This is a genomic window from Phyllobacterium sp. SL163 (assembly GCF_049896885.1).
GTDB lineage: Bacteria > Pseudomonadota > Alphaproteobacteria > Rhizobiales > Rhizobiaceae > Phyllobacterium > Phyllobacterium calauticae.
Genome location: NZ_JAFCVE010000001.1, coordinates 86,144 through 108,872, shown reverse-complemented (window position 1 = coordinate 108,872; position 22,729 = coordinate 86,144). Strand labels below are relative to the sequence as shown.

23 protein-coding genes and 1 tRNA gene are annotated in these 22,729 nt (G+C 60.2%); 8 read left to right on the top strand and 16 right to left on the bottom strand.

What is annotated here, in order from left to right; genetic code table 11:
- Positions 1-75 precede the first annotated feature (75 nt).
- Entirely contained in the window at positions 76-882 is an 807-nt protein-coding gene (locus tag ACP7B1_RS00515) for an undecaprenyl-diphosphate phosphatase (RefSeq protein ID WP_346306124.1), read from the top strand.
- 57 nt (positions 883-939) lie between these two features.
- On the opposite strand, the gene ACP7B1_RS00510 is transcribed toward ACP7B1_RS00515, so the two are convergent.
- The 4 genes from ACP7B1_RS00510 to ACP7B1_RS00495 all read right to left on the bottom strand — a co-directional run bounded on the left by ACP7B1_RS00510 (position 940) and on the right by ACP7B1_RS00495 (position 5,460).
- On the bottom strand, positions 940-1,908 hold the full coding sequence (locus ACP7B1_RS00510) for a complex I NDUFA9 subunit family protein (protein WP_346306125.1): 969 nt from the start codon (positions 1,906-1,908) through the stop codon (positions 940-942).
- Between the two features lie 135 nt (positions 1,909-2,043).
- Positions 2,044-3,312 carry a D-tagatose-bisphosphate aldolase, class II, non-catalytic subunit gene (locus tag ACP7B1_RS00505; RefSeq protein ID WP_346306126.1) on the bottom strand — a complete coding sequence of 423 codons (1,269 nt, stop codon included), beginning with the start codon at positions 3,310-3,312 and terminating at the stop codon, positions 2,044-2,046.
- Position 3,313: 1 nt separating this feature from the next.
- Positions 3,314-4,300 carry a tagatose kinase gene (locus tag ACP7B1_RS00500; RefSeq protein WP_346306127.1) on the bottom strand — a complete coding sequence of 329 codons (987 nt, stop codon included), beginning with the start codon at positions 4,298-4,300 and terminating at the stop codon, positions 3,314-3,316.
- Between the two features lie 113 nt (positions 4,301-4,413).
- The gene (locus ACP7B1_RS00495) at positions 4,414-5,460 is read right to left on the bottom strand and encodes a LacI family DNA-binding transcriptional regulator (RefSeq protein WP_426136220.1); all 1,047 of its coding nucleotides are present in this window, start codon (positions 5,458-5,460) and stop codon (positions 4,414-4,416) included.
- 433 nt (positions 5,461-5,893) lie between these two features.
- Here ACP7B1_RS00495 and ACP7B1_RS00490 point away from each other — a divergent pair, with 433 nt between their 5' ends.
- The 3 genes from ACP7B1_RS00490 (at position 5,894) to ACP7B1_RS00480 (ending at position 8,932) form a co-directional block, all read left to right on the top strand.
- The gene (locus tag ACP7B1_RS00490; RefSeq protein WP_346306166.1) at positions 5,894-7,177 is read left to right on the top strand and encodes an ABC transporter substrate-binding protein; all 1,284 of its coding nucleotides are present in this window, start codon (positions 5,894-5,896) and stop codon (positions 7,175-7,177) included.
- Between the two features lie 83 nt (positions 7,178-7,260).
- On the top strand, positions 7,261-8,259 hold the full coding sequence (locus ACP7B1_RS00485; RefSeq protein ID WP_426136217.1) for a zinc-dependent alcohol dehydrogenase family protein: 999 nt from the start codon (positions 7,261-7,263) through the stop codon (positions 8,257-8,259).
- Positions 8,260-8,344: 85 nt separating this feature from the next.
- Positions 8,345-8,932, top strand: coding sequence for a hypothetical protein (locus ACP7B1_RS00480; RefSeq protein WP_346306129.1), 588 nt, complete (start codon positions 8,345-8,347; stop codon positions 8,930-8,932).
- 70 nt (positions 8,933-9,002) lie between these two features.
- Here ACP7B1_RS00480 and rpsA read toward each other — a convergent pair whose 3' ends face one another.
- The 4 genes from rpsA to aroA all read right to left on the bottom strand — a co-directional run bounded on the left by rpsA (position 9,003) and on the right by aroA (position 13,589).
- Positions 9,003-10,703: a 30S ribosomal protein S1 gene (gene rpsA / locus ACP7B1_RS00475; RefSeq protein WP_091879198.1), complete on the bottom strand. Its 1,701-nt coding sequence runs from the start codon at positions 10,701-10,703 to the stop codon at positions 9,003-9,005.
- A gap of 126 nt (positions 10,704-10,829) precedes the next feature.
- Positions 10,830-11,486 carry a (d)CMP kinase gene (gene cmk / locus ACP7B1_RS00470; RefSeq protein WP_346306167.1) on the bottom strand — a complete coding sequence of 219 codons (657 nt, stop codon included), beginning with the start codon at positions 11,484-11,486 and terminating at the stop codon, positions 10,830-10,832.
- Between the two features lie 385 nt (positions 11,487-11,871).
- Positions 11,872-12,228 carry a hypothetical protein gene (locus tag ACP7B1_RS00465; protein ID WP_346306130.1) on the bottom strand — a complete coding sequence of 119 codons (357 nt, stop codon included), beginning with the start codon at positions 12,226-12,228 and terminating at the stop codon, positions 11,872-11,874.
- A gap of 5 nt (positions 12,229-12,233) precedes the next feature.
- Complete coding sequence (aroA, locus tag ACP7B1_RS00460; RefSeq protein WP_346306131.1) at positions 12,234-13,589, bottom strand: 3-phosphoshikimate 1-carboxyvinyltransferase; 1,356 nt, start codon at positions 13,587-13,589, stop codon at positions 12,234-12,236.
- A gap of 252 nt (positions 13,590-13,841) precedes the next feature.
- Here aroA and ACP7B1_RS00455 point away from each other — a divergent pair, with 252 nt between their 5' ends.
- Positions 13,842-14,231 (top strand): TIGR02300 family protein, encoded by a 390-nt coding sequence (locus ACP7B1_RS00455; RefSeq protein WP_346306132.1) that lies wholly within the window; start codon positions 13,842-13,844, stop codon positions 14,229-14,231.
- A 164-nt stretch (positions 14,232-14,395) separates the two neighbouring features.
- A tRNA-Ala gene (locus ACP7B1_RS00450) sits at positions 14,396-14,471 on the top strand.
- Positions 14,472-14,518: 47 nt separating this feature from the next.
- Here ACP7B1_RS00450 and ACP7B1_RS00445 read toward each other — a convergent pair.
- Positions 14,519-15,292, bottom strand: a complete 774-nt coding sequence (locus tag ACP7B1_RS00445) for an NIPSNAP family protein (RefSeq protein ID WP_346306133.1) — start codon at positions 15,290-15,292, stop codon at positions 14,519-14,521.
- 107 nt (positions 15,293-15,399) lie between these two features.
- Between ACP7B1_RS00445 and ACP7B1_RS00440 the strand changes: the two genes are divergently transcribed.
- Complete coding sequence (locus tag ACP7B1_RS00440) at positions 15,400-16,005, top strand: TetR/AcrR family transcriptional regulator (RefSeq protein WP_346306134.1); 606 nt, start codon at positions 15,400-15,402, stop codon at positions 16,003-16,005.
- A gap of 22 nt (positions 16,006-16,027) precedes the next feature.
- On the opposite strand, the gene ACP7B1_RS00435 is transcribed toward ACP7B1_RS00440, so the two are convergent.
- The gene (locus ACP7B1_RS00435; RefSeq protein WP_223614153.1) at positions 16,028-16,399 is read right to left on the bottom strand and encodes a hypothetical protein; all 372 of its coding nucleotides are present in this window, start codon (positions 16,397-16,399) and stop codon (positions 16,028-16,030) included.
- Positions 16,400-16,615: 216 nt separating this feature from the next.
- Between ACP7B1_RS00435 and ACP7B1_RS00430 the strand changes: the two genes are divergently transcribed.
- Positions 16,616-17,569, top strand: coding sequence for a DMT family transporter (locus ACP7B1_RS00430; protein ID WP_346306135.1), 954 nt, complete (start codon positions 16,616-16,618; stop codon positions 17,567-17,569).
- A 16-nt stretch (positions 17,570-17,585) separates the two neighbouring features.
- Here the strand turns inward: ACP7B1_RS00430 and ACP7B1_RS00425 are convergent, their stop codons facing one another.
- From ACP7B1_RS00425 to ACP7B1_RS00400, 6 genes are all read right to left on the bottom strand, one after another.
- On the bottom strand, positions 17,586-18,059 hold the full coding sequence (locus tag ACP7B1_RS00425; RefSeq protein WP_346306136.1) for an SRPBCC family protein: 474 nt from the start codon (positions 18,057-18,059) through the stop codon (positions 17,586-17,588).
- Positions 18,060-18,072: 13 nt separating this feature from the next.
- On the bottom strand, positions 18,073-18,405 hold the full coding sequence (locus ACP7B1_RS00420) for an ArsR/SmtB family transcription factor (RefSeq protein ID WP_403179550.1): 333 nt from the start codon (positions 18,403-18,405) through the stop codon (positions 18,073-18,075).
- Between the two features lie 4 nt (positions 18,406-18,409).
- The gene (locus ACP7B1_RS00415; protein ID WP_346306138.1) at positions 18,410-18,616 is read right to left on the bottom strand and encodes a glutathione S-transferase; all 207 of its coding nucleotides are present in this window, start codon (positions 18,614-18,616) and stop codon (positions 18,410-18,412) included.
- A 12-nt stretch (positions 18,617-18,628) separates the two neighbouring features.
- Positions 18,629-19,090, bottom strand: a complete 462-nt coding sequence (locus ACP7B1_RS00410) for an OsmC family protein (RefSeq protein ID WP_346306139.1) — start codon at positions 19,088-19,090, stop codon at positions 18,629-18,631.
- Between the two features lie 89 nt (positions 19,091-19,179).
- Positions 19,180-19,866, bottom strand: coding sequence for a response regulator transcription factor (locus ACP7B1_RS00405; protein ID WP_346306140.1), 687 nt, complete (start codon positions 19,864-19,866; stop codon positions 19,180-19,182).
- The gene (locus tag ACP7B1_RS00400; protein WP_346306141.1) at positions 19,863-22,559 is read right to left on the bottom strand and encodes a sensor histidine kinase KdpD; all 2,697 of its coding nucleotides are present in this window, start codon (positions 22,557-22,559) and stop codon (positions 19,863-19,865) included. The genes ACP7B1_RS00405 and ACP7B1_RS00400 overlap by 4 nt, the downstream gene beginning before the upstream one ends.
- Positions 22,560-22,729 lie beyond the last annotated feature (170 nt).

Genomic DNA, 22,729 nt, shown 5'->3' with positions numbered 1-22,729 from the left:
AGGCGCAACTGCGGCGTGAGACAAGCAAACAGCATGTGATCATCCTGACCGGGATCACCATCGGAAGTCATAATCATGGAATCGCAGACAATTGTCGAAGCCCTTTTTCTCGGATTGCTGGAAGGGTTAACAGAGTTTATACCGGTCTCCTCCACAGGGCATCTGCTGCTGGCCGGACGCTTCCTTGGCTTTGAATCAAACGGCAAGACATTCGAGGTTCTGATTCAGCTGGGGGCGATCCTGGCCATTCTCACCGTCTATTTCGGCCGCCTCATGAAAATTGCCCGGGACCTTCCTGGCGATGCGGGCACCCGGCGTTTCGTCGCCGGCATTCTCGTCGCGTTCCTGCCGGCCGTCGTCATCGGCGTGCTGGCGCATGGGTTCATCAAGGCGGTGCTGTTTGAATCGCCGATGCTGATCTGCATCATGCTGATTGTCGGCGGCATCATTCTGCTCTGGGTGGACCGGCTGGACCTGAAGCCGCGCTACACCAATGTCATGGACTATCCGTTGTCGCTCTGCCTGAAGATCGGTTTCATTCAGTGCCTCGCCATGATCCCCGGAACCTCGCGGTCCGGCTCGACCATCGTCGGCGCGCTCCTGCTCGGCGCAGACAAGCGCTCGGCGGCCGAGTTCTCGTTCTTCCTGGCGATGCCGACCATGGCGGGCGCCTTTGCCTACGACCTCTTCAAGAACCGCGATGTGCTGACACTCAACGATGCATCGCTGATCGCCATCGGCTTTGTCGCAGCCTTCATATCGGGCGTCTTCGTCGTGCGGTATCTTCTGGACTATGTCTCGCGGCACGGCTTTGCGCTGTTTGCCTATTGGCGGGTGATCGTCGGCACGGTCGGCCTGATCGCGCTTATCCTGGCGAAGTAGGAAGACAAAAAACCCCGGTCGAAGCCGGGGTTTTTGTTTGGAACTGTACCGCCGGAATCAGGCGGGTTTCTGGCTCGAATACTGTCCCTGCGCACGGAAGCGCCAGAGATAGGACGGCAGGATCGTCTCGATCGTCTGCGGTTGGATGCCGAGGCCTTCCAGCGTGCGATTTTCCCTCTTTGCCGCTTCGGACACGACGGAGTCCTTGTGCAGCAGCACCACTTGGTCCTTGGTCAGAAGCGGTTTCGGCAGAAGGCCGAGAACGGAGCCCTGAAGCTTGGCAACCCACCATGGAATGGAGACCAGGATGCGCTTGCGTCCAATGATGCGCAGGGTTTCCTGCAGGCACTGGCGGAATGTCAGCACTTCGGCACCGCCGAGTTCATAGACCTGTCCGGCATTGAGTGAGCCATCGACGGAGCGGGCAAACACCTCTGCGAGATCGCCGACATAAACCGGCTGGAACCGGGTCTTGCCGCCACCGAGCAGCGGCAGGAAGGGCGAGATGCGCGCCATGCCCGCAAAGCGGTTGAAGAAATCATCTTCCGGTCCGAACACGATGGACGGGCGGATGATCACCGCATCGGGCAATGTCTCGTGCACGGCCGCTTCGGCGCGGCCCTTGGTGCTGGCATAAAGCGAGGACGAGTGCGCATCGGCACCGAGCGCAGACATGTGGGTCAGCGGAACGCCGGCAGCGCGCGCAGCCTCGGCCACGGCGCGGGCGCCGAATTCATGCACGGTGCTGAAGCGCTGGGCGCCGCTTTCATAGGCAATACCGACGAGATTGATGACGTGATCGGACCCGGCAACGGCGCGGTCGATCGACCAGCGGTAACGCAGATTGGCCTGAACGGCCTGGATCTGGCCGACGCCGCCGAGGGGTTGCAAATGGAAAGCAAGGTCGGGCCGGCGCACGGCGACGCGAACACGATAGCCACGCTTGGTCAGGGCCCGCACGACGTGACGACCGACAAAACCCGAACCCCCGAAAATCGTGACAAGTTTTGGCTTTGTGATTGTCATCTGGCACTCCTATGGAAATCGTCCAATATTCCCCTGCTGTTTAAAGCCTTTTGCCGCGAAGGCAAAGGGTGGATCGACAGCAGGTCTCGCGGCGCGTTGCCGCGCTTGGCCGGACGGAAGTGTGCCGGGTGCCCGTTACCAGCCGCAGGCAGCGGAATAATCCGCAAGCACACGGTCGACGGCGGCAATCAGGATGGCTTCCGGATTGCTGCGGTCCGCGGGATGAACGGCAAGATCGGGCAAAAACTGCCGCAGCAGCGTTTCCGGGATGTCACGCCCCGCAAGAGCAGCCATGAGCGTGCTGACGGCCTGCATGGCTTCCGGCTCGGTCCAGTAATAGCGGATGCGGTCGCTGTAGCTGTAGTGGCGCTGAACATGCAGGGCATCGTCCGCTCCATGATAGTGCGACGCCCAATGCCCTGGCTTTTCCAGCATGAGGCGTTCCATGGCGCGGGCGAGTGAGCGTTCGCCATAGGATGTGTCGAGTTCCGACGCGATCAGGTCGAGCCCGTAGAGCGCTTCGCGCAGTGCAAAGGTCAGGCCGGGGCCGACTTTGAGAATTGGAAATCCGTCGCGCACGAGCGCGGAAAGCGACTGCACCGTCTGGTAGTCGGTGGAATGGGCTTCGAACACGAATTGCGGTTCATGCGCCAAGAGTTTCGTCAGCGCCACGGCCTGATCCGGCCTGTATTCGACGACATTCTCATTGCCGAATTCGACGCCGGGCTGCACGACAATACCGATGACGCGGTCAAAGGCAGCCTGAAGTCCTTCGCTGGCAAAGCGTGCGCGGTGAACCGCAATGGTGTGGCGCGCCGCATCCGGGCTGGTGGGCGTGACCTCAGTGAGTTCATGGTCCGCGCCGCCCGGAACCGGGACTTCCGTGCCGATGATGTAATTGGGCAGGGCGAAGCCGCTTGCCGCTGCCGCCTGTTCGGCGGCCTTGGCGAGCCGTGCGGCGCGCTGGGCTGTGACCTCGTCATCGAGCGCCGGCGGCTCCCCGGCGCAGCCCATGCTGGCGTCCAGATGGATCTTGGTGAAGCCGGCCTGGATATAGTCGATGACCATGGCTTCCGCCTTGGCCATGGCCTCTTCCGCCGGCAGCTTGCGCCATGGATTGGGGCCGAGATGATCGCCGCCGAAGATGAGATTGGTGCGGTCAAAGCCTTCTTCGCGAGCAATCGTTTCGACGAAGACGACGAAATCGACCGGCGTCATGCCGGTATAGCCGCCATATTGGTTGACCTGGTTGCAGGTTGCCTCGATGAGGACGATCTGTCCGTGCTTTTTGCCGCGGCGCAGGGCCGCCCTGATGACAAGCGGATGGGCGGAGCAGACGGATGTGATGCCGGCATTGTCACCATTGCGGTGCGCCGTGGCCAACTGGGCGAGGGACTTGAACATCTTACTTCCTTGGTGTCGCAGCGATGAACTGGTCGAGTTCCGGGAAGGTCGACGTGCCTTCCATGGGGCCGCGGTGGGTCACGTTGCGGGCGCCGGCGGCATTGGCGTAATCGAGCGCCTGTGCCGCTGCATGGCCGAGACGGCGGCAGGTGAGATAGGTGGCGCCGAAGCAGTCGCCGGCACCGGTTGGATCGATTTCATCAACGAGGAATGCCGGGCGGCTGACACTGTCCGCCTTGGTGTACAGCGCCGAGCCATGCTGGCCGCGCTTCACCACGATTTCCGCAATGCTGGAGGCGAGGAGCTCCTTGATCGCTTCGTCTTCGGTGGCGGCCGGGCAGGCCACGAAAAGCTCGTCGCCCGATGGCAGGAGCAGGTCGCACGCCGCCACGAGCGTCTTGAACTGGCGTCCGGTCTCGTCACCGGCGGCCAGTTCCTTGCGCATATTGGGATCGAGCGAAAGCGTGCCGCCGCGTTGCTTGATCTCCCGGAGGGCATAGTCGATGATCGGCCAAACCGCCGGGATCGACAGGGCGGATCCCATGACATGCAAATGTCCGGCCCGCCCAATCAGGGCTCTGGCGCTGTCGTTCAGGTCGATATTGCCTGCGGCACTGCGGGCGATGTTGTAGACGAAATCGCGCGTGCCATCATCGGCATAGCGGACAAAGGCGCTGCCCGTCGGATAATCGGGGCTGACGGCGATGGCCGAGACATCGGCACCGTCCCGGCGGAGCCGTTCGACATTCAGGCGCCCGAAATCGTCATTGCCAACCGCGGCAATGATACCGGCCTGTCCGCCGAGTTTGGCCACCTGGTCGATAAAGATAGCCGGCGCACCACTTGGAAAAGGTCCGATCAGCGGCTGAGCGTCGAGGAATCCCTTGCCGATCGTCGTGGCCATGATCTCGACGAGGATTTCGCCAACCGTGATCGTCGGGCCAAGGCTCTCCGGGGCCAGGGAGGAAGGGGTCACGTCAACCGTCATGTCGCTGTCTGCCTGTTGTCTCGCGCTTGAATCGTCAATGCGCTCGGCACAAACAGATAAGCCCTATTATTTCCGTGTCAACAAATAAATCTTTACGCGCGACAAGTTTTGCATCAGGCTGACATGCGCAGCATGATCTCGGCGTTCAGCAATATCCGCTCATTGGCAGGCAGTTCGAATTTCGAGTCCTGATGCTCACCGAGCTTATGGAACAACAGGGCCGCCGCCAGCCTGCCGATCTCGTTGTAGTTCTGGGCGACCGTCGTCAGGGGTGGGCACATGTAGCGCGACAGGGGCTGATCGTCATGGCCGGCAACGCGCAGATCGCAATCGTCCCCGCGCCCGACCTTCACGCCGGCCTGGAAGGCGGCGGCAATCACGCCGAAAGCCACACGGTCATTGGCGCAGAGCACGGTTCTGGTGGGAAAGCCGCCATCGCGCAGGATCTGGGTCGTGGCATCGAACGCGGATTTCTCGAAATCCCAGTCGGCGGCCTGTTCCACTTCGATGACGCGCGGCTCGAGCTTCAGGCTGTCCATCGCCTCGCAATAGGCCTCACGCCGTTCAAATGCGTTGCTGTTGACCGGTGGCATGCCGAAATAGCACGGCGCATCGCCGGAACGGGTGAGATAATCGACAATAAGCTGGAAGCTCTGCCGGTTGTTGGTGCCGACGAAGGGCGAAACCGTATCGAGCGGTGAGTCCACATAGATCATGGGAATGGACTCACCCAGTTTCAGCAGCTTTTCCTGGTGCGACTGCACGCCGAGCGGCGCGATGATCGACCCGGCGACATTCATCGACTTGAAGGTTTCGATGGCGCGCTCTTCCAGTTCCGGCTTGCCGTCGGAGCTGAGAACGAAGGCGAGATAACCCGCCTGTTCGGCGATGCCTTCGATTCGGCGGGTCAGGGCCGTGTAGAACGGATCGGTTGAATTCGGGATGATGATGCCGAGAATATTGGTGCGGCGGCGATTGAGATTGACCGCGAAAATATTCGGGCGGAAGCCGGACTGCTTGACGGCGGCCTCGATGATGTCGCGGGTCTTCTTGCGCACGGAGTTGGGGTCGTTGAAGTATTTCGACACGGTGGGCCGCGACAGGCCGACAAACGCGGAAAAGTCTTCCATTGTTCTGATCGTCTTTTTCACCGCGTGCATTCCCTTTTCACGACCGATTCGCCTGTTTTAGGAGACATCGCCGTGCTTGTGAAGAAAATGTCCTGAGACAATTTCATCGGTCTTTCCGTTTGCATGCCTGGCACCCGCAATCCGCGAGGCCAATCAAAAATTTACAGAGCCGATCACATGCGTCAAGTTTTTGATTGAACCACAACAATTCTGGATCATGTCAAACTTTCGCTCCTGTAACGTTCGGCACCCGGCAATGTTCCCAGCCGGCGATCGTGGAGGCACGCCAGCCATGGGGAAGGTCACTGCTTCGGCAGAAATCCGTCCTGCAGATTCTTGTATACAGACCTGCGAATATTTTGGTATGACTTATTTTAAGTTTACGTGCGTAAAGTTCGTAGACTTAACCTTGGAGGAGGAGAGAATGAGCGTTACCTTGAGGAGGGCAACGCACCTGCTGCTCATGACCGCCGCCACCGGCGCTCTTGCCAGCACTGCGTCTGCAGAAGAATTGACCATCGCGACCGTCAACAATGCCGATATGATCGTGATGCAGAAATTGTCGCCCGAATGGGAGAAGGCGACCGGCAACAAGCTCAACTGGGTGGTCCTGGAAGAAAACGTGCTGCGTCAGCGTGTGACCACCGATATTGCCACCAAAAGCGGCCAGTTCGATATCCTGACCATCGGCGGCTATGAGGAGCCGATCTGGGGCAAGTCCGGATGGCTGGCATCGGTGGATGACCTCGGTGACGATTATGATTACGCTGATCTGCTCGATCCGATCAAAAAGGGCCTGACCGTCGACGGCAAGCTCTATGCGGTCCCGTTCTATACGGAAAGCTCGTTCACGCTCTACCGCAAGGATCTCTTCGATGCGGCGGGCCTGACCATGCCGGATCAGCCCACCTATGACCAGATCAAGCAGTTTGCCGCCAAGCTGACCGACACGTCGAAGGAGCAGTATGGCATCTGCCTGCGCGGCAAGGCCGGCTGGGGCGAGAACATGGCGTTCCTCGGAACCATGATAAACACCTATGGCGGGCGCTGGTTCGACATGGACTGGAAACCGCAGATCAACTCGGCGCCGTGGAAAGAAGCCATTGCGACCTATGTCGACCTGATGAAGAAGTACGGCCCGCCCGGTGCGACCTCGAACGGCTTCAATGAAAACCAGGCGCTGTTTGCCACAGGCCACTGCGCCATGTGGATCGATGCGACATCGGCGGCCGGCCGTGTTTTCGATCCCAAGCAAAGCAAGGTGGCGGACAAGGTGGCGTTCACGCGGGCACCCGTTCAGGTGACACCCAATGGCGCCGGCTGGTCCTGGGCCTGGACCCTGGCCATTCCCGCCACGTCGAAGAAAGTCGACGCGGCGAAATCCTTCCTGAAATGGGCGACGTCGAAGGAGTACGTCAAGCGGGTTGCCGCCAGTGAAGGCTGGGTTGCGGTTCCGCCGGGAACGCGCAAATCCACCTATGACAATCCGGACTATCAGACGGCCGCGCCGTTTGCCGCAACGGTCCTGAAATCCATCATGGCGGCCGACCCGACAAAGCCGACGAAAGACCCTGTGCCCTATACCGGTGTGCAGTTCGTGGCCATTCCCGAGTTCCAGGCGTTCGGTACGACGGTCGGCCAGCTGATATCGTCGGCACTCGCGGGCACGCAAACCGTCGACCAGGCGCTGGATTCCGGGCAGCGGCAGGTGGAGCAGATCATGACCCGCGCCGGCTACATCAAATAGCCTCCCGCCGTGGCCCGCATGGGATGTGCGGGCCACGGCACACCGCAAGCCAGCGCTCCCTGCAACAACAGGATGGATTTGCCATGAAAGCCATTCAATTCACTGGCCTGGGCATTGCCGGTCTCGCCGATCTCGAAGAGCCGGAACTTGCGCCCGGCCATGCGCTGGTCCGGGTGATGGCATCCGGTCTGTGCCATACAGATATCGACGTGCTGCATGGGCGATACGGCAACGGCGCCTTTCCGCTTGTTCCCGGCCACGAATATGCCGGTATCGTCGAAATGGTCGCGGACGATGTCACGGATGTGCGTCCCGGCGACCGCGTGGCCATCGATCCCAACATTCCCTGCGGCACCTGCCGGTCCTGCCGCAAGGGATTGACCAATCTGTGCGACAGCCTGGAAGCCTATGGCGTCTCGCGCAACGGCGGCTTCGCGCAGTACAGTACGGTCAACACCGCGCACCTGCATGGCATCGGCCATCTGCCTTTTCACATTGCAGCGCTTGCCGAACCGCTGGCCTGCGTGCTCAATGGGCTCGGCAATGCCCATGCCGTACGTGCCAAAAACGCCCTTGTCTTTGGCGCGGGCCCGATCGGCTTGCTGATGGCCCTGTCGCTGCAAGCGGAGGGTATCGAGGATGTCAGCGTTGTCGACATCAATGAGGACCGGTTGAGCTTTGCCCAATCGCTTGGCCTCAAGCCGATGATATCCGGCTCGGCTGCGCTTGGGAAACAGGCCAAGGCGTTTGATTTTGTCGCCGATGCAACGGGTATCGCCAAGGTGGTGGAAGAGATGATCGCCTACACGGCCGATGGCGGAACGGCGCTGGTTTTCGGGGTCAGCGCGCCGGACGCACGCATTCAGATCGCCCCGTTCGAAATGTTCCGCCGCCAGATCAGTCTCGTCGGCTCCCATTCGCTCAACCGCAATATTCCCGATGCCTTGGCCATACTGCAGCGCGACAACGGAACCATGGCAAGGCTTGTCTCCCATCGCCTGCCGCTGGATGACATTCTTCCCTATCTCGCGAAAGGGGCAGCAACGCCGCAGACCATGAAAGTACAATTCTCGGCCGAATAAATCTTCCCGAGGTTTGCTTCGGGTTAAGACTTGGGTAGCATGCCCCAGGACCGGTCAGAATCGGTCAATTGCGGGGGAGCATACAATGGACGGCAATATTCCGAGCCCGGAAGTCTTTACCCATGTGCGTGTGATCATCGGTATCATTTTGGGTCTGAGTATTTCCCGGCTTCTCACCGGTGTCGCCCGCATCATTCAGCATCCGCTGCGCAAGAATATTTATCCGATTCATCTTGGCTGGGTATTCTTCACCTTTCTGACCGTGGTGCATTTCTGGTGGTTTGAATTTTACCTGCACCAGACTTTGGTGTGGAAGTTCGAGGCCTACCTCTTCGTCATTTTTTACGCCAGCCTGCACTTTCTGGCCTGCGGCATGCTCTTTCCCGACAGTATGGACGGGTATTCCGGCTACGAAAACTACTTCATGTCGCGGCGTGCCTGGTTCTTCGGCCTGTTGATGGCGATCTTCCTGGTCGATTTCGCCGACACGGCGATGAAGGGCCGGGAGCATTTTCATTCGCTCGGGCCTGTCTATCCCCTGCGCAATCTTTTCCTGATCAGTGTCTGCGGCGCTGCTGCCTATCTGCGCGAGCAGAGGATGCAGTGGCTGTTCCTCAGCCTGGCGCTTGTCTGTCAGCTCGTCTTCATCCTGATCCAGTTCGACACGATCTGAAAACGGCAAAGAAAAACCCGCCGGTCCTGGGACCGGCGGGTTTCGTTTCAATCAGAACGTCAGGAGAAGCTTAGTTCTTTTCCTGCTTCTTCAGAGCGGCACCGAGGATGTCGCCCAGCGAAGCGCCGGAGTCGGACGAACCGTACTGTGCAACGGCTTCCTTCTCTTCAGCGATTTCCAGCGCCTTGATGGAGACCTGCAGCTTGCGGGTCTTCTTGTCGAAGGCGATGACGCGGGCGTCGACCTTCTGGCCAACCGTGAAGCGTTCCGGACGCTGTTCGTCACGATCGCGGGAAAGATCCGCACGACGGATGAACGAGTCGAGATCGTGGTCAACCAGACGGACTTCGAGGCCGCCATCGGTGATGCCGGTGACTTCAACAGTTACAACGGCGTTCTTGCGCAGTTCACCCGAGGTTGCCGCTTCACCGACCTTGTCGCCTGTGAGCTGCTTGATGCCGAGCGAGATGCGTTCCTTCTCGACGTCAACATCGAGAACCTGCGCCTTGACGACGTCACCCTTGTTGTACTCTTCGATGACCTGTTCGCCCGGACGGTTCCAGTCGAGGTCGGAGAGGTGAACCATGCCGTCCACATCGCCGTCGAGGCCAATGAACAGGCCGAATTCGGTCTTGTTCTTGACTTCGCCTTCGACGATCGTGCCGACAGGGAACTTGTCTGCGAAGGTCGTCCATGGGTTGTCGAGGGTCTGCTTGAGGCCGAGGGAGATGCGGCGCTTGACCGGATCCACTTCGAGAACAACGACTTCGACTTCCTGCGTGGTCGAGAGCAGCTTGCCCGGATGCACGTTCTTCTTTGTCCAGGACATTTCGGAAACGTGGATAAGGCCTTCGATGCCTGGCTCGATTTCGACGAATGCACCGTAGTCGGTGATGTTCGTAACCGTACCGGTGATCTTTTTGCCGATCGGGTACTTTGCACCGATACCATCCCAAGGATCGCTTTCGAGCTGCTTCATGCCGAGCGAAATACGATGTGTTTCCTGGTTGATGCGGATGATCTGAACCTTGACCGTCTGGCCGATGTTCAGGATTTCCGACGGATGGTTGACGCGGCGCCATGCCATGTCGGTCACGTGCAGCAGACCATCGATACCGCCGAGGTCAACGAACGCACCGTAATCGGTGATGTTCTTGACGACGCCTTCAACGACCTGACCTTCTTCAAGGTTCTGGACGATTTCAGAGCGCTGTTCAGCACGGCTCTCTTCAAGAACGGTACGACGCGAAACAACGATGTTGCCGCGACGCTTGTCCATCTTGAGGATTTCGAAGGGCTGCGGGTTGTGCATCAGTGGGGTAACGTCGCGGATCGGACGGATGTCGACCTGCGAACGCGGCAGGAAGGCGACGGCGCCGTCGAGATCGACGGTGAAACCACCCTTGACCTGATTGAAGATGACACCATCGACGCGCTCGCCGCGGTTGAACTTCTCTTCAAGACGGACCCAGCTCTCTTCGCGGCGTGCTTTTTCACGCGACAGAACAGCTTCGCCGAGGGCGTTTTCGATACGCTCGACGTAGACTTCAACGATATCGCCTGGCTTCAGCGAGCCGTCTTTGGCTTTCGCGCCGAATTCCTTGAGCGGTACGCGGCCTTCAACCTTGAGGCCGGCGTCAATGATCGCCATGTCTTTTTCGATGGCGACAATACGGCCCTTGACGACATAACCTTCAGCAAGGTCATTGGTGGCAAAGGACTCGGCGAGAAGAGCTTCGAAATCTTCGCGCGTTGGATTGGCTTGAGACATAAATACTCCTGGTGTGTCCGGACATCGTCATCGGACACAGCACCGGTGGTTCGTGTTACGGTTCATCTGCGGGCCAATCCGCCCTATGCGGGCAATCCGGTGCATGGACTGGTAGCAGATGCTGGTTTAATGCCTGTTTCCCACCAAAGCCTGATCAATCAGTTTTTTGGCAGCAAGAAACGCGGTCTCTATATCCATTTCCGTCGTATCTAGCAAGTGCGCGTCGGCAGCGGGCTTCAACGGCGAGTCGGTGCGGCCCATATCGCGGGCGTCGCGGCGGGTCAGATCGGCCAGAATCTCCTCATACTGGACGCTGCCGTCCGTCGATTTGATTTCGTCAAACCGCCGCTTCGCCCGTGCTTGCGGGGAGGCGGTGATGTAAAGTTTGACCGGCGCGTCCGGGCAGACCACCGTTCCGATGTCGCGCCCGTCGAGCACGGTGCCGGGGGAGCGCTGGGCAAATGCCTGCTGGGCGGCAACCAGCGCCCGCCGGACCGCCGGCATGACGGCAACCTTGGAAGCCGCTTCGCCCACATCATGCGTGGACAGGGCTGCCCGGTCGAGTTTGGACAGATCGATGCCGCGTGCCGCCTTTTCCGCCAGAAATTCGTCGTCGAGCGCCATGTTCTGGTCGAGCAGCGCCTTGGCAACCGCGCGGTATGTCAGCCCGGTATCAAGATGATGATAGCCGTAATAATCGGCAATCCGCCGGGCCAGCGTGCCTTTTCCCGATGCAGCCGGTCCGTCGATGGCGATGGTGAAAGACGGCGCCGGCGCGTGGATATCGTCCTTTTCATCGCGGTCAAACAGCCAGTTGCCAAGGGCGAACAGCAGATAGGCCGCGGCAAGGACGAGCGTGATCAGCGGCGTGATGCCGATCGTGACGAACGCGAACCCGCCTACCGTGGTCGCCAGTGCGGAAAGCCATGCCGGCAGATAGGCGGACATGTTCTGCAGCAGCGCATCGATGGCGAATATCAGGGCAAACTGGAAGACGAACAGCCAGAACAACAGGGCGAAGAGCCCGAAGCGAATTTTCAGCGCAAACCGTTCAATGGCGTAGGCAACGCCAACAATGACCAGGGAGGTGAGCAGGAAAAACATCAGGCACTCCCTGCCTGCAGGGGAGCCGTTGTCAACGCAGTCTGCACATGGACAGCAGGTTCGATCATCGCTCTCTGTTTCTTGCCTTTGCGCCCATGAGGAAGCCTATGCCATAACCGACGATTGATCCGAACGCGGGCGGCAGAAGCAGAAACTGATAGGGCATCCAATCGCTTGTTCCCGCAGCCGCAGGCACGGACACATCCGGCCGGGAACCATCGGAGACATTCCACGCATAGAGGAAGATCAGGAGCAAAGGAAGAACGACCCGCATGATCGAACTCAAAATGCCGGGCCATGGCTGCGATGATCCACTGGAAATTGTGCCGCGATAGGCGCTTCGTCCCGCCCAGACGACAAACGGAACGCTCGACATCATGTAAAGGGCGTAAACCGTCAGGGCGGAAAAAAGCGCGCTCATCGGTATCAGGCTGGTGTTTCCTGCACGGAAATCTCGGCACCCATGCCGCGCATCATGTCCATGAATTCCGGAAAGCTCGTGGCAATCATGGTGGAGTCATCGACGGTAACGGGTTTTTCCGCGACGAGGCCCATGACGAGGAAGCTCATGGCAATGCGATGATCGAGATGGGTCTCGACCGTGCCGCCGCCGAGGTTCTTGCCATCCGGACGACCGCGCACGCTCAGGGTTTCCGGGCCTTCCGTGCAATCGACGCCATTGGCCTTGAGGCCGTTGGCAACGGCTGACAGGCGGTCCGATTCCTTGACCCGCAATTCCTCGAGGCCGTTCATCACGGTCTCGCCGGTCGCGAAGGCCGCCGCGACGGCGAGCACGGGATATTCGTCGATCATCGAGGGCGCCCGGTCAGCCGGGACGATCACGCCTTTCAGCTCGGAGGCGCGCACGCGCAGGTCGGCGACATCCTCGCCGCCGGCAAGGCGGGCATTGAGGATCTCAATGCTGGCGCCCATGTCCTGCAGGGTCAGAATGAGGCCCGTACGGGTCGGGTTCATCAGCACATTGCGGATGGTGATATCGGAGCCGGGCACGAGCAGTGCCGCCACCAGCGGAAACGCCGTCGACGACGGATCGCCGGGCACGTCGATGATCTGGCCGGTGAGCTTGCCCTGGCCCTCGATGCGGATGTGCCGGACATTGTCCTTGTCGGTTTCGACGGAAAGATTGGCGCCAAACCCCTGCAGCATCTTTTCCGTGTGGTCACGCGTCATGACCGGTTCGATGACCGTCGTTATGCCCGGTGTGTTGAGGCCCGCCAGCAGCACGGCTGATTTGACCTGTGCCGAAGCCATCGGAACCCGGTAGGTGATGGGGGCGGCAACCTTGGGGCCGCGCAGTGTCAGCGGCATGCGGTCACCGTCTAATGCGGTCACCTGAACGCCCATTTCCCGCAGGGGATTGAGCACGCGGCCCATGGGGCGCTTGGACAGGGAGGCGTCGCCAATGAAAGTGGTTTCCATTGCGTAGACGCCGACAAGGCCCATGGTGAGGCGGGCACCCGTGCCGGCATTGCCGAAATCGAGCGGCGCGTCCGGCTGCAGCAGGCAGCCATTGCCGGTGCCCTGAATGATCCACACATCGCCTTCCCGCGCGATTTTCGCACCCATGGCCTGCATGGCGCGGCCGGTGTTGATCACGTCCTCGCCTTCCAGCAGTCCGGTGATGCGGGTCTCGCCCGAGGCAAGGCCGCCAAACATGAAGGAGCGATGCGATATCGATTTGTCTCCGGGAATCCGGATATCTCCGGACAGGGCCTTGGAACGGCGGGCGGTGGCGGGCTTGGGCAATGCGGAATGGGACATGAGTACGATCAATCACAAGGAAAATTGGTGTTTCATCTCGAGCCTGTAGGCGTCGGCGTTCCTAACACAGCTTGTTCGTCCGGTCATCTCGCAAATGCATAGTTCGGCCGAACGGCAATCTCGCGTCGTTTTGGCTTTGACAAATGCGCTGAATTGCGTTTATGGGACCAGAAATCCATTTGATGAGCGCTGGCATAAACGGTTGGACGATGGCATACCGGATGCAGGCGCAGCCAGAAGACGAGGCATAACGTGGTAAATCCAAAACTTGGTACCAAGCGAGTCGACCCTGAAACAGGTCAGAAATTCTACGATCTGAACCGCGATCCGATCGTCTCCCCTTATACGGGCAAGAGCTATCCGCTCAGCTATTTTGATTCGACTGTTCCTTCCGTGCGTGAGGAAGAGGAAGAGGTCGAGACCGAAGAACTCGATGTCGTTCTGGAAAAGCCGGAATTCGTTTCGCTCGAAGAAGCCGATGGCGATGTCGATGGCGACGTGCCGGATCTGGGCGATGACGTCGATGTGGACGTCGACGATGCCGATGATGACGACACGTTCCTTGCCGAAGACGAGGAAGACGAAGATGACGACGTTACCGATATCCTCGGCGGCGGCATCGGCGAAGACGATGAAAACTGATTTTGAACAAGGTCTTTCGCTCTTCCGAAAAATAACGGAAATATCCGGCGAATAGACCTTGATCTTCTCTGCGGCGGGCGATATGTACCCGCCTCGGAACGGTTCCCAACCGTTCGACTGTCCAGCCGGATTTATCCGGCTTAGCCGAAACCGGCTAATGGAATGGGGCCATAGCTCAGCTGGGAGAGCGCTTGCATGGCATGCAAGAGGTCAGCGGTTCGATCCCGCTTGGCTCCACCAAATCTTCAGTGATTTCAGAATTTTGTCCACGGCACATGGTTGCCGCTTCAGCGCAGCCGCGAGCGCGCAGTCGGCAGCAGGCGTGTCACCACTGGCTTGCCGGTGAGATAGGCTGCAAGCCGTGTCTGCTCCGACAACCATGCCGCGTCGTTCTCCAGTGCCGCCCTGTGGGTTTTGTGAGCGGACTCATCGTCAAACCGGGAAAAGACCGTCAGGACATTTTCATTTTGCCGCACGGGGAGCCGGGTGAACGTGTTCTCGCCGTACTCGGATGTGAAGACGGCAACCGGATTGTCGCCTCGTCCCTGCAGGAGCGGTGCGACGGACATGCTGTAATAGCTGTGGAAGCCCTGGTCCGCAGGCCGCTTGAGTTGATAGGTGACCACTTGAAACACCGCCGGTGAAGCGGCTTCCGTCGGGGATACCGGCCGGGCGGCGGGAAGTGCAAACCCGCTGGATGATTCGGCGGGGTGAAGCAGTAGTACATTGTCGGAATCGATCATGGTGCCGTTTGCCCTGTCGCGATGCGCGCTCCAGACCGGACCGTCATAGAACGCGGTCAATGCCCCGTGCCGGGTTGCCATGTCCTCAAAGCCACGCAGCCAGACAAAGGCGTTGGGATCATCGGGATCGCGGAACTGGCCGATGACGGTCATGCCGCAGGCTTCCTGGCTTTCCAGAAAATGGGTGTCGAACAGGTCGATGAGGTCGTCACGGCGGCCGGGATGCAGCGTATAGCGCCTGAGTTCGACGATGGAACTGAAATGCCTCCCCGCCGCTTCGGTCCGCCGAACAGCCTTTGGTTGCTCCAATTCGGGCATTTCGTTCAATCCTTCCCCATAAACCAGACCGGTCATCCTGTTTTTAATAAAACCGGTTGTCCTGTTTTTGTCAACTTGTTAGTCTGTGGCGGCATGAAGGGGCTGAGATGGCACAGGATTCGATCGGAAAGCCGAAGAGGGTCAATGATCCGCAGGGAATGCGTTCACGCATCCTCGACGTGGCAGAGGACCTTTTCCAAAGGCGTGGCTATCATTCGACGAGCGTTCAGGATGTCGTTCAGGCGGCCGGGGCGACGGGCGGTGCCCTGCATCATCATTTCCCCACCAAGAAGGCCCTGGGGCTGGCCGTGATAGAAGAACGGGTGGCGCGCGAGGTCAACGCAACCGCGATCGAGCCCGTGCTGCGGGCAGACCGGCCGAAGACTGGCGTCCTGGCGTTTTTTTCCGCGGTGGCAGGCGAACTGGAGCGTAATCAGGCGGTGACGGGATGCCCGCTCAACAATCTCGCCATGGAGCTTTCGCTGGCTGATCCTGATTTTCGCCATGCGTCCAACGCCATCTTTGAGCGTTGGGTTGGGGTGCTTGCACAGAGATTCCAGGATGACGATCCGGCACTCGCAGCCCGGCAGGCCGGAGCGCTGGCCACGCTGGTGATTGCCGCCTATTCCGGCGCCATGGCCATGGCCAAGGCCAGCCAGAGCGCGCTGCCCCTTCGTGACTGCGCGGTGCAGCTGGAAAAGCTTTTGCCTTAGGGTCCAGACCCTGGGCTGCTTGTCAGGCCTGTCGCGAGAAAACCACCGCCGTGAACAAAAGCACGCCGGCGAACACGATCATCGAGCCGATGCCGACCAGCGGTTCCATCGCGGCATTGCCAAGCGACAGGAAATACAGCGGCGGTATCATCACAACGATACCCACGGTGTAGACGATGAACTGAAGCATTGGCAGGCGTCCGGCGGCCTTTGCCGGGTTGAGCGCGTAGTAAGTGCCGAATATCGCGCTGCTGACCCAACCGAGAAGATTGAGATGGGCGTGGGCGGGAAAGGCGGTATGATCGCCCGATAGCCCCATTTGCAGCCCCATGATGATACCCAGTAGAAACAAGATCGTCGCGGATTTGAAGAACAGCTGCGAAACCTGTGGCATGAGCGCATTCTTTCTCTGAACAGACATGACAGTCTGTGCAAATCTATAGTCCCGAATTCGGATTTGTGCCAGAGCACCGCCCCTGGCAAAAATAGGTAGGTTGTCCTCGCCGGAGACTATTTCACGAGCGGACGCGGCGTTTGCTGTTTTCGACTGGATTAGCGCGAGAAAATCGATCAAACCATTCTGAAAAAGATCAGAATCGAGGAAGCTCCCATGTCTGCCCGCCCGGTTGCCCTTTCCGGAACGCCCGAATCATCCCTCGCGCGCACCGGCATCCTGTTGATGCTGCTGGGCATGCTGATGTTCGCCCTGAACGATGTGATGGGCAAATGGCTGGTATCGACCTATTCCGTCGGTCAGGTCGTCTTTGTCCGCAGTGTCGCCGCCCTGATCATTCTCGCGCCATTCCTCTGGTATTCGGGACCGAAGAAAATCCTGCAGGTGGACCGCCCGGTCCTGCAGCTTGCCCGTGTTGCCGCGTCGACCGCGGAGATTTTCGCCTTCTACTTTGCCGTCGTCTATCTGCCGCTGGCCGATGTCATGACCTATTGGCTGGCCGCCCCGATCTATGTCGCCGCGATCTCGCCGTTCGTGCTGAAGGAGCCCGTCGGCTGGCGCCGCTGGAGCGCCATCATCGTCGGTTTCATCGGCGTCGTCATTGCCCTGGAGCCGTCGTCGCAGGCTCTCACGCCACAGGCCATCATTTCGATTCTGGGCAGCATGACCTTCGCCCTCATGCTGCTGCTCGGCCGTTCGCTGCGCGGCACGCCCGATACGACGCTGGTGTTCTGGCAGATCGTCGGTGCCGGCCTTGCGGGCGCCGCCTCGCTTTATTTTGACTGGAAGCCGGTCAGCCCCAGAGATCTGGTTATGCTCGCCGTGCTCGGTGTTGTCGCCATGCTGGCGCACATGCTCGTCAACCGTGCGCTCAAGATGGCCGATGCGGCAACCGTTGCGCCGCTGCAATACACGCTTCTGTTCTGGGCCATCGTGTTCGGCTGGCTGGTGTTTGGTGACGTGCCGCGCCTGCCCATGCTGATCGGTTCAGGCTTTATCGTGGCGTCAGGCCTGTTCATCTTCTTCCGCGAACAGCAGCTGAAGCGGCAGGGGCGGATGAATGCGGAACCGGCCGAAGCCATCGTTACCGGTTCCGGCGATCCGGTCTGAGGCCGGAGACGCCCCGTCAGGCGTTGACAGGCGCGCCTTTCAGCGATGCGCCGAGAGCGTCGAGCAGCTCTTCCGTGCCACGCTGGCGTTGTCCCGGCTCGTCATATCCGTCGAGAAAGGCGCCCTGCTCGGTGAAGATCAGTTTTGTCCCGGTGCCCTCCGGCTTGAGCTCCATCGTCGCCAGCGAGACGGAAATACGCTTGTCATCGAGATACATGTCATAGCTGTAAATGATGCGCTGGTCCGGGACGATGTCCTGATAGATGGCCTCGAACCTATGCACCGGTCCGCCTTTCGGTCCGCCGCTGTTGGTCTCGCGGCCGCCGATCCGGAAATCCATCTCGAACCGGGCGACGCCCCAGTCATCGGGGCCGGCAAACCATTTGCTCTTGGCGGTCTTGTCGCTGAGCGCAAAGAAGACGCGTGCCGGGGCGGCCGCATAGCTGCGCTCGATGGTGAACGTATCGTGTTTGACAGATCTCTTCGTCATGCTTTCGCTCCGGTCATTGATTGCCGTCTTCGGCGAGAAACTCGCCCAGCCGGTCGAGCCGGCGCTCCCATGACTTGCGCCGTTCATCCATCCATTGTTCGGCCGTTCGCATGGCGGTCCATTCGATGTGGCATGTGCGCACGCGGCCGACCTTTTCCGTGCGGATCAGGCCGCTGTTCTCGAGAACCTGCAGATGCTGCACCACGGCGGGCAGGGACATGGTCAGAGGCTTCGCCAGTTCACTGACCGAGGCCGGGCCGCGACTCAACCGTTCCACCATGACGCGCCGGGACGGGTCCGCCAGCGCCTGAAACATAAGATCGAGTGAGGTTTGTTGGTTAAGCATATGCTTAAGTAATACCGATGGCCGGATTTGTCAACGTGCGCGCCAGGGCTTCCTCGAAGTGATTGACGGCTTTCTCGAACTTGTCGCGGCAGCCGGGGTTGCAGAAGCCGACAACCGCGCCCTTGTAAAGTGTGAGGCTGTCTTCGCTGATCGGATCGCCCGACCAGGGGCAGGTGGTGTTGACAGCGTCGCTGATTTTCAGGTCTGACATGATGTTTTCCCCTTAACCCAGGTCGACGCTGATATCGGTGCGGACGGAATTGGCGATAAAGCATTGCTCATGCGCCTCGTGGTGCAGGTGTTCTTCCGTTGCCCGGTCCGGCGCCGCGCCGGCATAGCGGACATGCGGCTTCAGCACGACCTTGCTGACAAACAGCTTGCCCTGTTCGTTCTTGCCGAGTTCTCCGCTTGCCGCGTCGCGATATTCATCGACGACGAAGCCGCCCTTGGCCGCGCCCGCCAGGAAGAACAGCATGTGGCAACTGGAAAGCGAGGCGACGAATGCTTCCTCGGGATCGACATTCTCCGCGGCGGAATAGGGCAGCCGGACAATGTGCGGCGATGACGAAGCGGGCACCTCAGCGCCGCCGTCGAACTGCCAGACATGGGCGCGGCTGTATTTGTTGTCGGTAAATGCGGCATCTGGAGCACGGTTCCATAGAACCGTCGCGCTGAAGGAGGTCATGGGCGTTTCCCGAATCTGTTGCTGAATTGACCGAAGCTTGTCAAAGCTTGGCACCGTTGTCGATAGGGACTTCGGGGCGCGGCCGAACCCTATTCCGCGATGAACCGGTAACCGACCCCCGGCTCGGTGCGGATGAAGTGCGGATGGTTGGGATCTTCCTCGATCTTGGCGCGCAACTGTCCGACAAAAACCCTGAGATAATGCAGGTCTTCCACGTGGGCCGCTCCCCAGATCGAAGCCAGGAGATGGCGATGGGTGACGACAAGTCCGGGATGCAGGACAAGGTGGACCAGCAGTTGGTATTCCTTGCGGGTCAGATGCACCGCTTCGCCCCTGAGCGTCACCGCCCGCTTGACCATGTCGACCACAAGGCCGTTGCTTTCAAAGCGCGAGGGAACGCTGGTTCCCGCCACTTTCTGACGCAGCGCCGTGCGCACGCGCGCCAGCAGTTCGCCGATGCCAAAGGGCTTTTCCACGTAATCATTGGCGCCGAGATCGAGCGCGGCGATCTTTTCGACTTCCCGGTCGCGCGCCGACAGGACGATGATGGGCACTTCGGAAAAGGCGCGCACGGTCTTGATGACCTCCTTGCCGTCCTTGTCGGGAAGGCCAAGGTCGAGAATGACAAGGTCGGGCGCGCTGGTGGCGATCAGCCGTTCCGCATCCGCACCCGTGGCGGCGGAGATGACGTCATAGCCCGATGCCGTCAATGCCGGATGCAGGAAACGCTGGATCTGCGGCTCGTCGTCGACAACCAGAATGCGGTTCTCGTTCATGGTGTCGCATCTCCGCTGTCGGTTGCATCGAAAATAGGTAGCCGGATAATAAAGCGCGTGCCGCGTTTGCGGATTGCCGGGCTTTCCGCCTTGATCGTCCCGCCCATGGCCTCAACAAAGCCACGGCAGATCGACAGGCCGAGGCCGGTTCCCGCCGCCCGGCCATCGCCTTTGACGCGCCGGTAGAACTTTTCGAAGATGCGGTCGATGTCCCTTGCCGGAATGCCCTTGCCCTGATCGGTGACGCTGATTGCCACCTCCGTCGCATCCTGCTTTGCGTAGATGGTGATCGGGCTGTCGCCGCCATATTTCGCTGCATTGTCGAGCAGGTTGAAGAGCACCTGTCCGAGCAGGGACGAATCCCCGCTGACGGTGGCAAGGTCCGGAGCGATGCTGATCTCGATGGCGACGCCCGGTTTGAGCCGCTTCATGCGCTCGACCGATGAAATGATAATATCCGCCGCATCGACAGGGCTGTGCTTGACCTTCAGTGTGCCGGCTTCGATCCGGGTCATGTCGAAAAGATTGGAGACAAAACGGGTCAGGCGCCCCGATTCCTCCTCGATGGAAAGCAGCAGATCGTCGTGGCTTTCCGGCTTGATGCGGCCGCCAAGCTCGCGCAGCGTGGTGACGGCGCCCGTGATCGAGGCCAGCGGTGTCTTCAGGTCATGGGACAGGGAGGAGAACAGCGCTGCATGCAGTTTTTCGCTTTCCTGCAATGCTGCCGTCTTGGCATTTTCCCGCACCAGCTGAGCGCGGTCGATGGCGATCGCCGTCTGATCAAGAATGGCGACCAGCATGCGGTCTTCGCTTTCCGTCAGCGAGGCGGGGTGCTCGGTCATGGAAAGGCCGAGCACGCCGGCAACGCCATGCGATGTCATGATCGGCAGAAACTGCCAGCTGATCTGCGGCAGCGTGCCCGTGTCATGCCCGGACCGTTCGTTCTTCTCGAATGCCCAACGCACCGCGGTCATGTCCGTATTGTCGAGCGTCATGTCAGGCGGCCATGCGGTCTGCAGCGACAGGTCGCCGTCTTCCGGCAGCAGGATCACCACACCCGTTCCAAGCGTTGAATGCAGGTGCATGGCCGCAGCCACAAGCACATCGTCCAGCCGGGCGGTGCCCGATAGCTTGCGCGAGAATTCGTAGAGCGCCTGTGTATTCTTTGCCTGATTGCGCGATCGCGCCACCTGGTCGCGCAAACGCCCGGCGAGATCGCCGATCATCAGGGCCACGCCAAGAAAGATGATCAGCGAAAACAGCTGATGCGGCTTGGCTATGCTTAAGTTGTGGACCGGCTCGATGAAAAAGTAGTTGTAGAGAACAAACGACAGGCCGGCGGCAATGATGGCGGCAAAACGCCCGCTCGACATCGCCGACAGGATGACGGCAACGAGATAGAGCATGGAAAGGTTTTGCGGGTGGACGATCTCACTGGCGCCAAGCCCCAGAAGCGTCGTCACGGCTGTTGCCGCTATCGGAATGGCGATGGATATGGCGAGTTCGCGTGCCGAGCGCTTTTGCGGCGCCGGCGGCACATAGGGCTTGTCCTGCTCGTCGCCGGTGACAATGTGGACGCCGACATCGGTGAAGCGTTTGACGATCTCGTCGGGAAGCGACCGCCGGAACGGATTGGAGAAACGCTTGCCTTTCGGGCGGCCGAGTACGACCTGTGTCACATTCTCGCGCCGCGCAATGCGGAAAATCTCGTCGACAAAGTCCCGGGCGATCACGCGCCGCGTTTCCGCGCCTAGCCTTTCCGCCAGGTCAAGGATTTCATCGAGCCGCTGGTTTGCCGCCGTGTCCATGCCCGCATCGCTGGTCTTGGTCAGTGAAACCACCAGCCACCGGGCGTTGAGGCCGGAGGCGAGGCGGCTTGCGGTGCGGACAACCTTCTCGGACAGGCTGTCCGGTCCGACGCAGACCAGAAGCCGCTCGCCGGTGGCCCACGGGCCCTCGATCGCGTTTTGCCGCAAGAGGTCGATCATCTGGTCGTCGACGCGATCGGCGGTACGGCGCAGCGCAAGCTCGCGCAAGGCGGTGAGGTTGGCCGGTTTGAAGAAACCCCGCGCTGCCCGTTCGGCATTGCCGGGCAGGTAGACCTTGCCCTCCTTCAGCCGTGCAATCAGTTCCGCCGGCGGCAGATCGACCAGCAGCACCTCGTCGGCGCGCTTGAGGACCACATCCGGTACGGTCTCGCGAACGGTCACTCCCGTGATCTTTGTCACCAGGTCGGACAGGCTTTCCAGATGCTGGACATTCATCGCGGTCCAGACATCGATGCCCTGCCAGATCAGCTCTTCAATGTCCTGATGACGTTTGGGATGCCGGCTGCCGGGCGCGTTGGTATGGGCGAGCTCGTCAAGGACCAGCACTTTCGGCTTGCGTGCCAGGGCCGCGTCCAGGTCGAATTCTTCCAGCGTGCGGCCCCTGTAGCCGATCTGCTTGCGCGGCAGCACGTCCAGTCCGTCAAGAAGTTCGGCGGTTTCCGCCCGCCCATGCGTCTCGGCAAGGCCGATGACGATGTCGGTGCCGTCTTCCTTCAGGCGTTGCGCCCGCACCAGCATGGCATAGGTTTTACCCACGCCGGGGGCCGCGCCGAGGAAAACGGTCAGCTTGCCGCGCGATTCGCGTGTGGCCAGCTCCAGCAGCTTGTCAGGATCGGGTCGTGTCTGTTGACCGTGGTCGGCCATATACGCCTCAGTTTGCTTTTTCAGGTCGCTTGCGCCGGTTGAGCGCCAGAACCTTTACCCCACCCTTGGTGGAAATGCCAAGGGCAGGATGCCGCGTGTTCGCAGCGACCAGGGCAGACGGTGTGCCGGACCGGCAAAATGCCGGTCATGGAGGCCGCCTGCGACAGCAC

Bases quoted from the DNA above. Each gene is read 5' to 3' on its own strand.
- ACP7B1_RS00405 (WP_346306140.1), bottom strand. From the start codon at position 19,866: ATGAACGAGAACCGCATTCTGGTTGTCGACGACGAGCCGCAGATCCAG.
- rpsA (WP_091879198.1), bottom strand. From the start codon at position 10,703: ATGTCTCAAGCCAATCCAACGCGCGAAGATTTCGAAGCTCTTCTCGCC.
- ACP7B1_RS00480 (WP_346306129.1), top strand. From the start codon at position 8,345: ATGGACGGCAATATTCCGAGCCCGGAAGTCTTTACCCATGTGCGTGTG.
- ACP7B1_RS00440 (WP_346306134.1), top strand. From the start codon at position 15,400: ATGGCACAGGATTCGATCGGAAAGCCGAAGAGGGTCAATGATCCGCAG.
- ACP7B1_RS00485 (WP_426136217.1), top strand. From the start codon at position 7,261: ATGAAAGCCATTCAATTCACTGGCCTGGGCATTGCCGGTCTCGCCGAT.
- ACP7B1_RS00490 (WP_346306166.1), top strand. From the start codon at position 5,894: ATGACCGCCGCCACCGGCGCTCTTGCCAGCACTGCGTCTGCAGAAGAA.
- ACP7B1_RS00415 (WP_346306138.1), bottom strand. From the start codon at position 18,616: ATGTCAGACCTGAAAATCAGCGACGCTGTCAACACCACCTGCCCCTGG.
- aroA (WP_346306131.1), bottom strand. From the start codon at position 13,589: ATGTCCCATTCCGCATTGCCCAAGCCCGCCACCGCCCGCCGTTCCAAG.
- ACP7B1_RS00435 (WP_223614153.1), bottom strand. From the start codon at position 16,399: ATGCCACAGGTTTCGCAGCTGTTCTTCAAATCCGCGACGATCTTGTTT.
- ACP7B1_RS00515 (WP_346306124.1), top strand. From the start codon at position 76: ATGGAATCGCAGACAATTGTCGAAGCCCTTTTTCTCGGATTGCTGGAA.
- ACP7B1_RS00420 (WP_403179550.1), bottom strand. From the start codon at position 18,405: ATGCTTAACCAACAAACCTCACTCGATCTTATGTTTCAGGCGCTGGCG.
- ACP7B1_RS00500 (WP_346306127.1), bottom strand. From the start codon at position 4,300: ATGACGGTTGACGTGACCCCTTCCTCCCTGGCCCCGGAGAGCCTTGGC.
- ACP7B1_RS00425 (WP_346306136.1), bottom strand. From the start codon at position 18,059: ATGACGAAGAGATCTGTCAAACACGATACGTTCACCATCGAGCGCAGC.
- ACP7B1_RS00430 (WP_346306135.1), top strand. From the start codon at position 16,616: ATGTCTGCCCGCCCGGTTGCCCTTTCCGGAACGCCCGAATCATCCCTC.
- ACP7B1_RS00495 (WP_426136220.1), bottom strand. From the start codon at position 5,460: ATGCACGCGGTGAAAAAGACGATCAGAACAATGGAAGACTTTTCCGCG.
- ACP7B1_RS00465 (WP_346306130.1), bottom strand. From the start codon at position 12,228: ATGAGCGCGCTTTTTTCCGCCCTGACGGTTTACGCCCTTTACATGATG.
- ACP7B1_RS00400 (WP_346306141.1), bottom strand. From the start codon at position 22,559: ATGGCCGACCACGGTCAACAGACACGACCCGATCCTGACAAGCTGCTG.
- ACP7B1_RS00505 (WP_346306126.1), bottom strand. From the start codon at position 3,312: ATGTTCAAGTCCCTCGCCCAGTTGGCCACGGCGCACCGCAATGGTGAC.
- ACP7B1_RS00410 (WP_346306139.1), bottom strand. From the start codon at position 19,090: ATGACCTCCTTCAGCGCGACGGTTCTATGGAACCGTGCTCCAGATGCC.
- ACP7B1_RS00510 (WP_346306125.1), bottom strand. From the start codon at position 1,908: ATGACAATCACAAAGCCAAAACTTGTCACGATTTTCGGGGGTTCGGGT.
- ACP7B1_RS00445 (WP_346306133.1), bottom strand. From the start codon at position 15,292: ATGCCCGAATTGGAGCAACCAAAGGCTGTTCGGCGGACCGAAGCGGCG.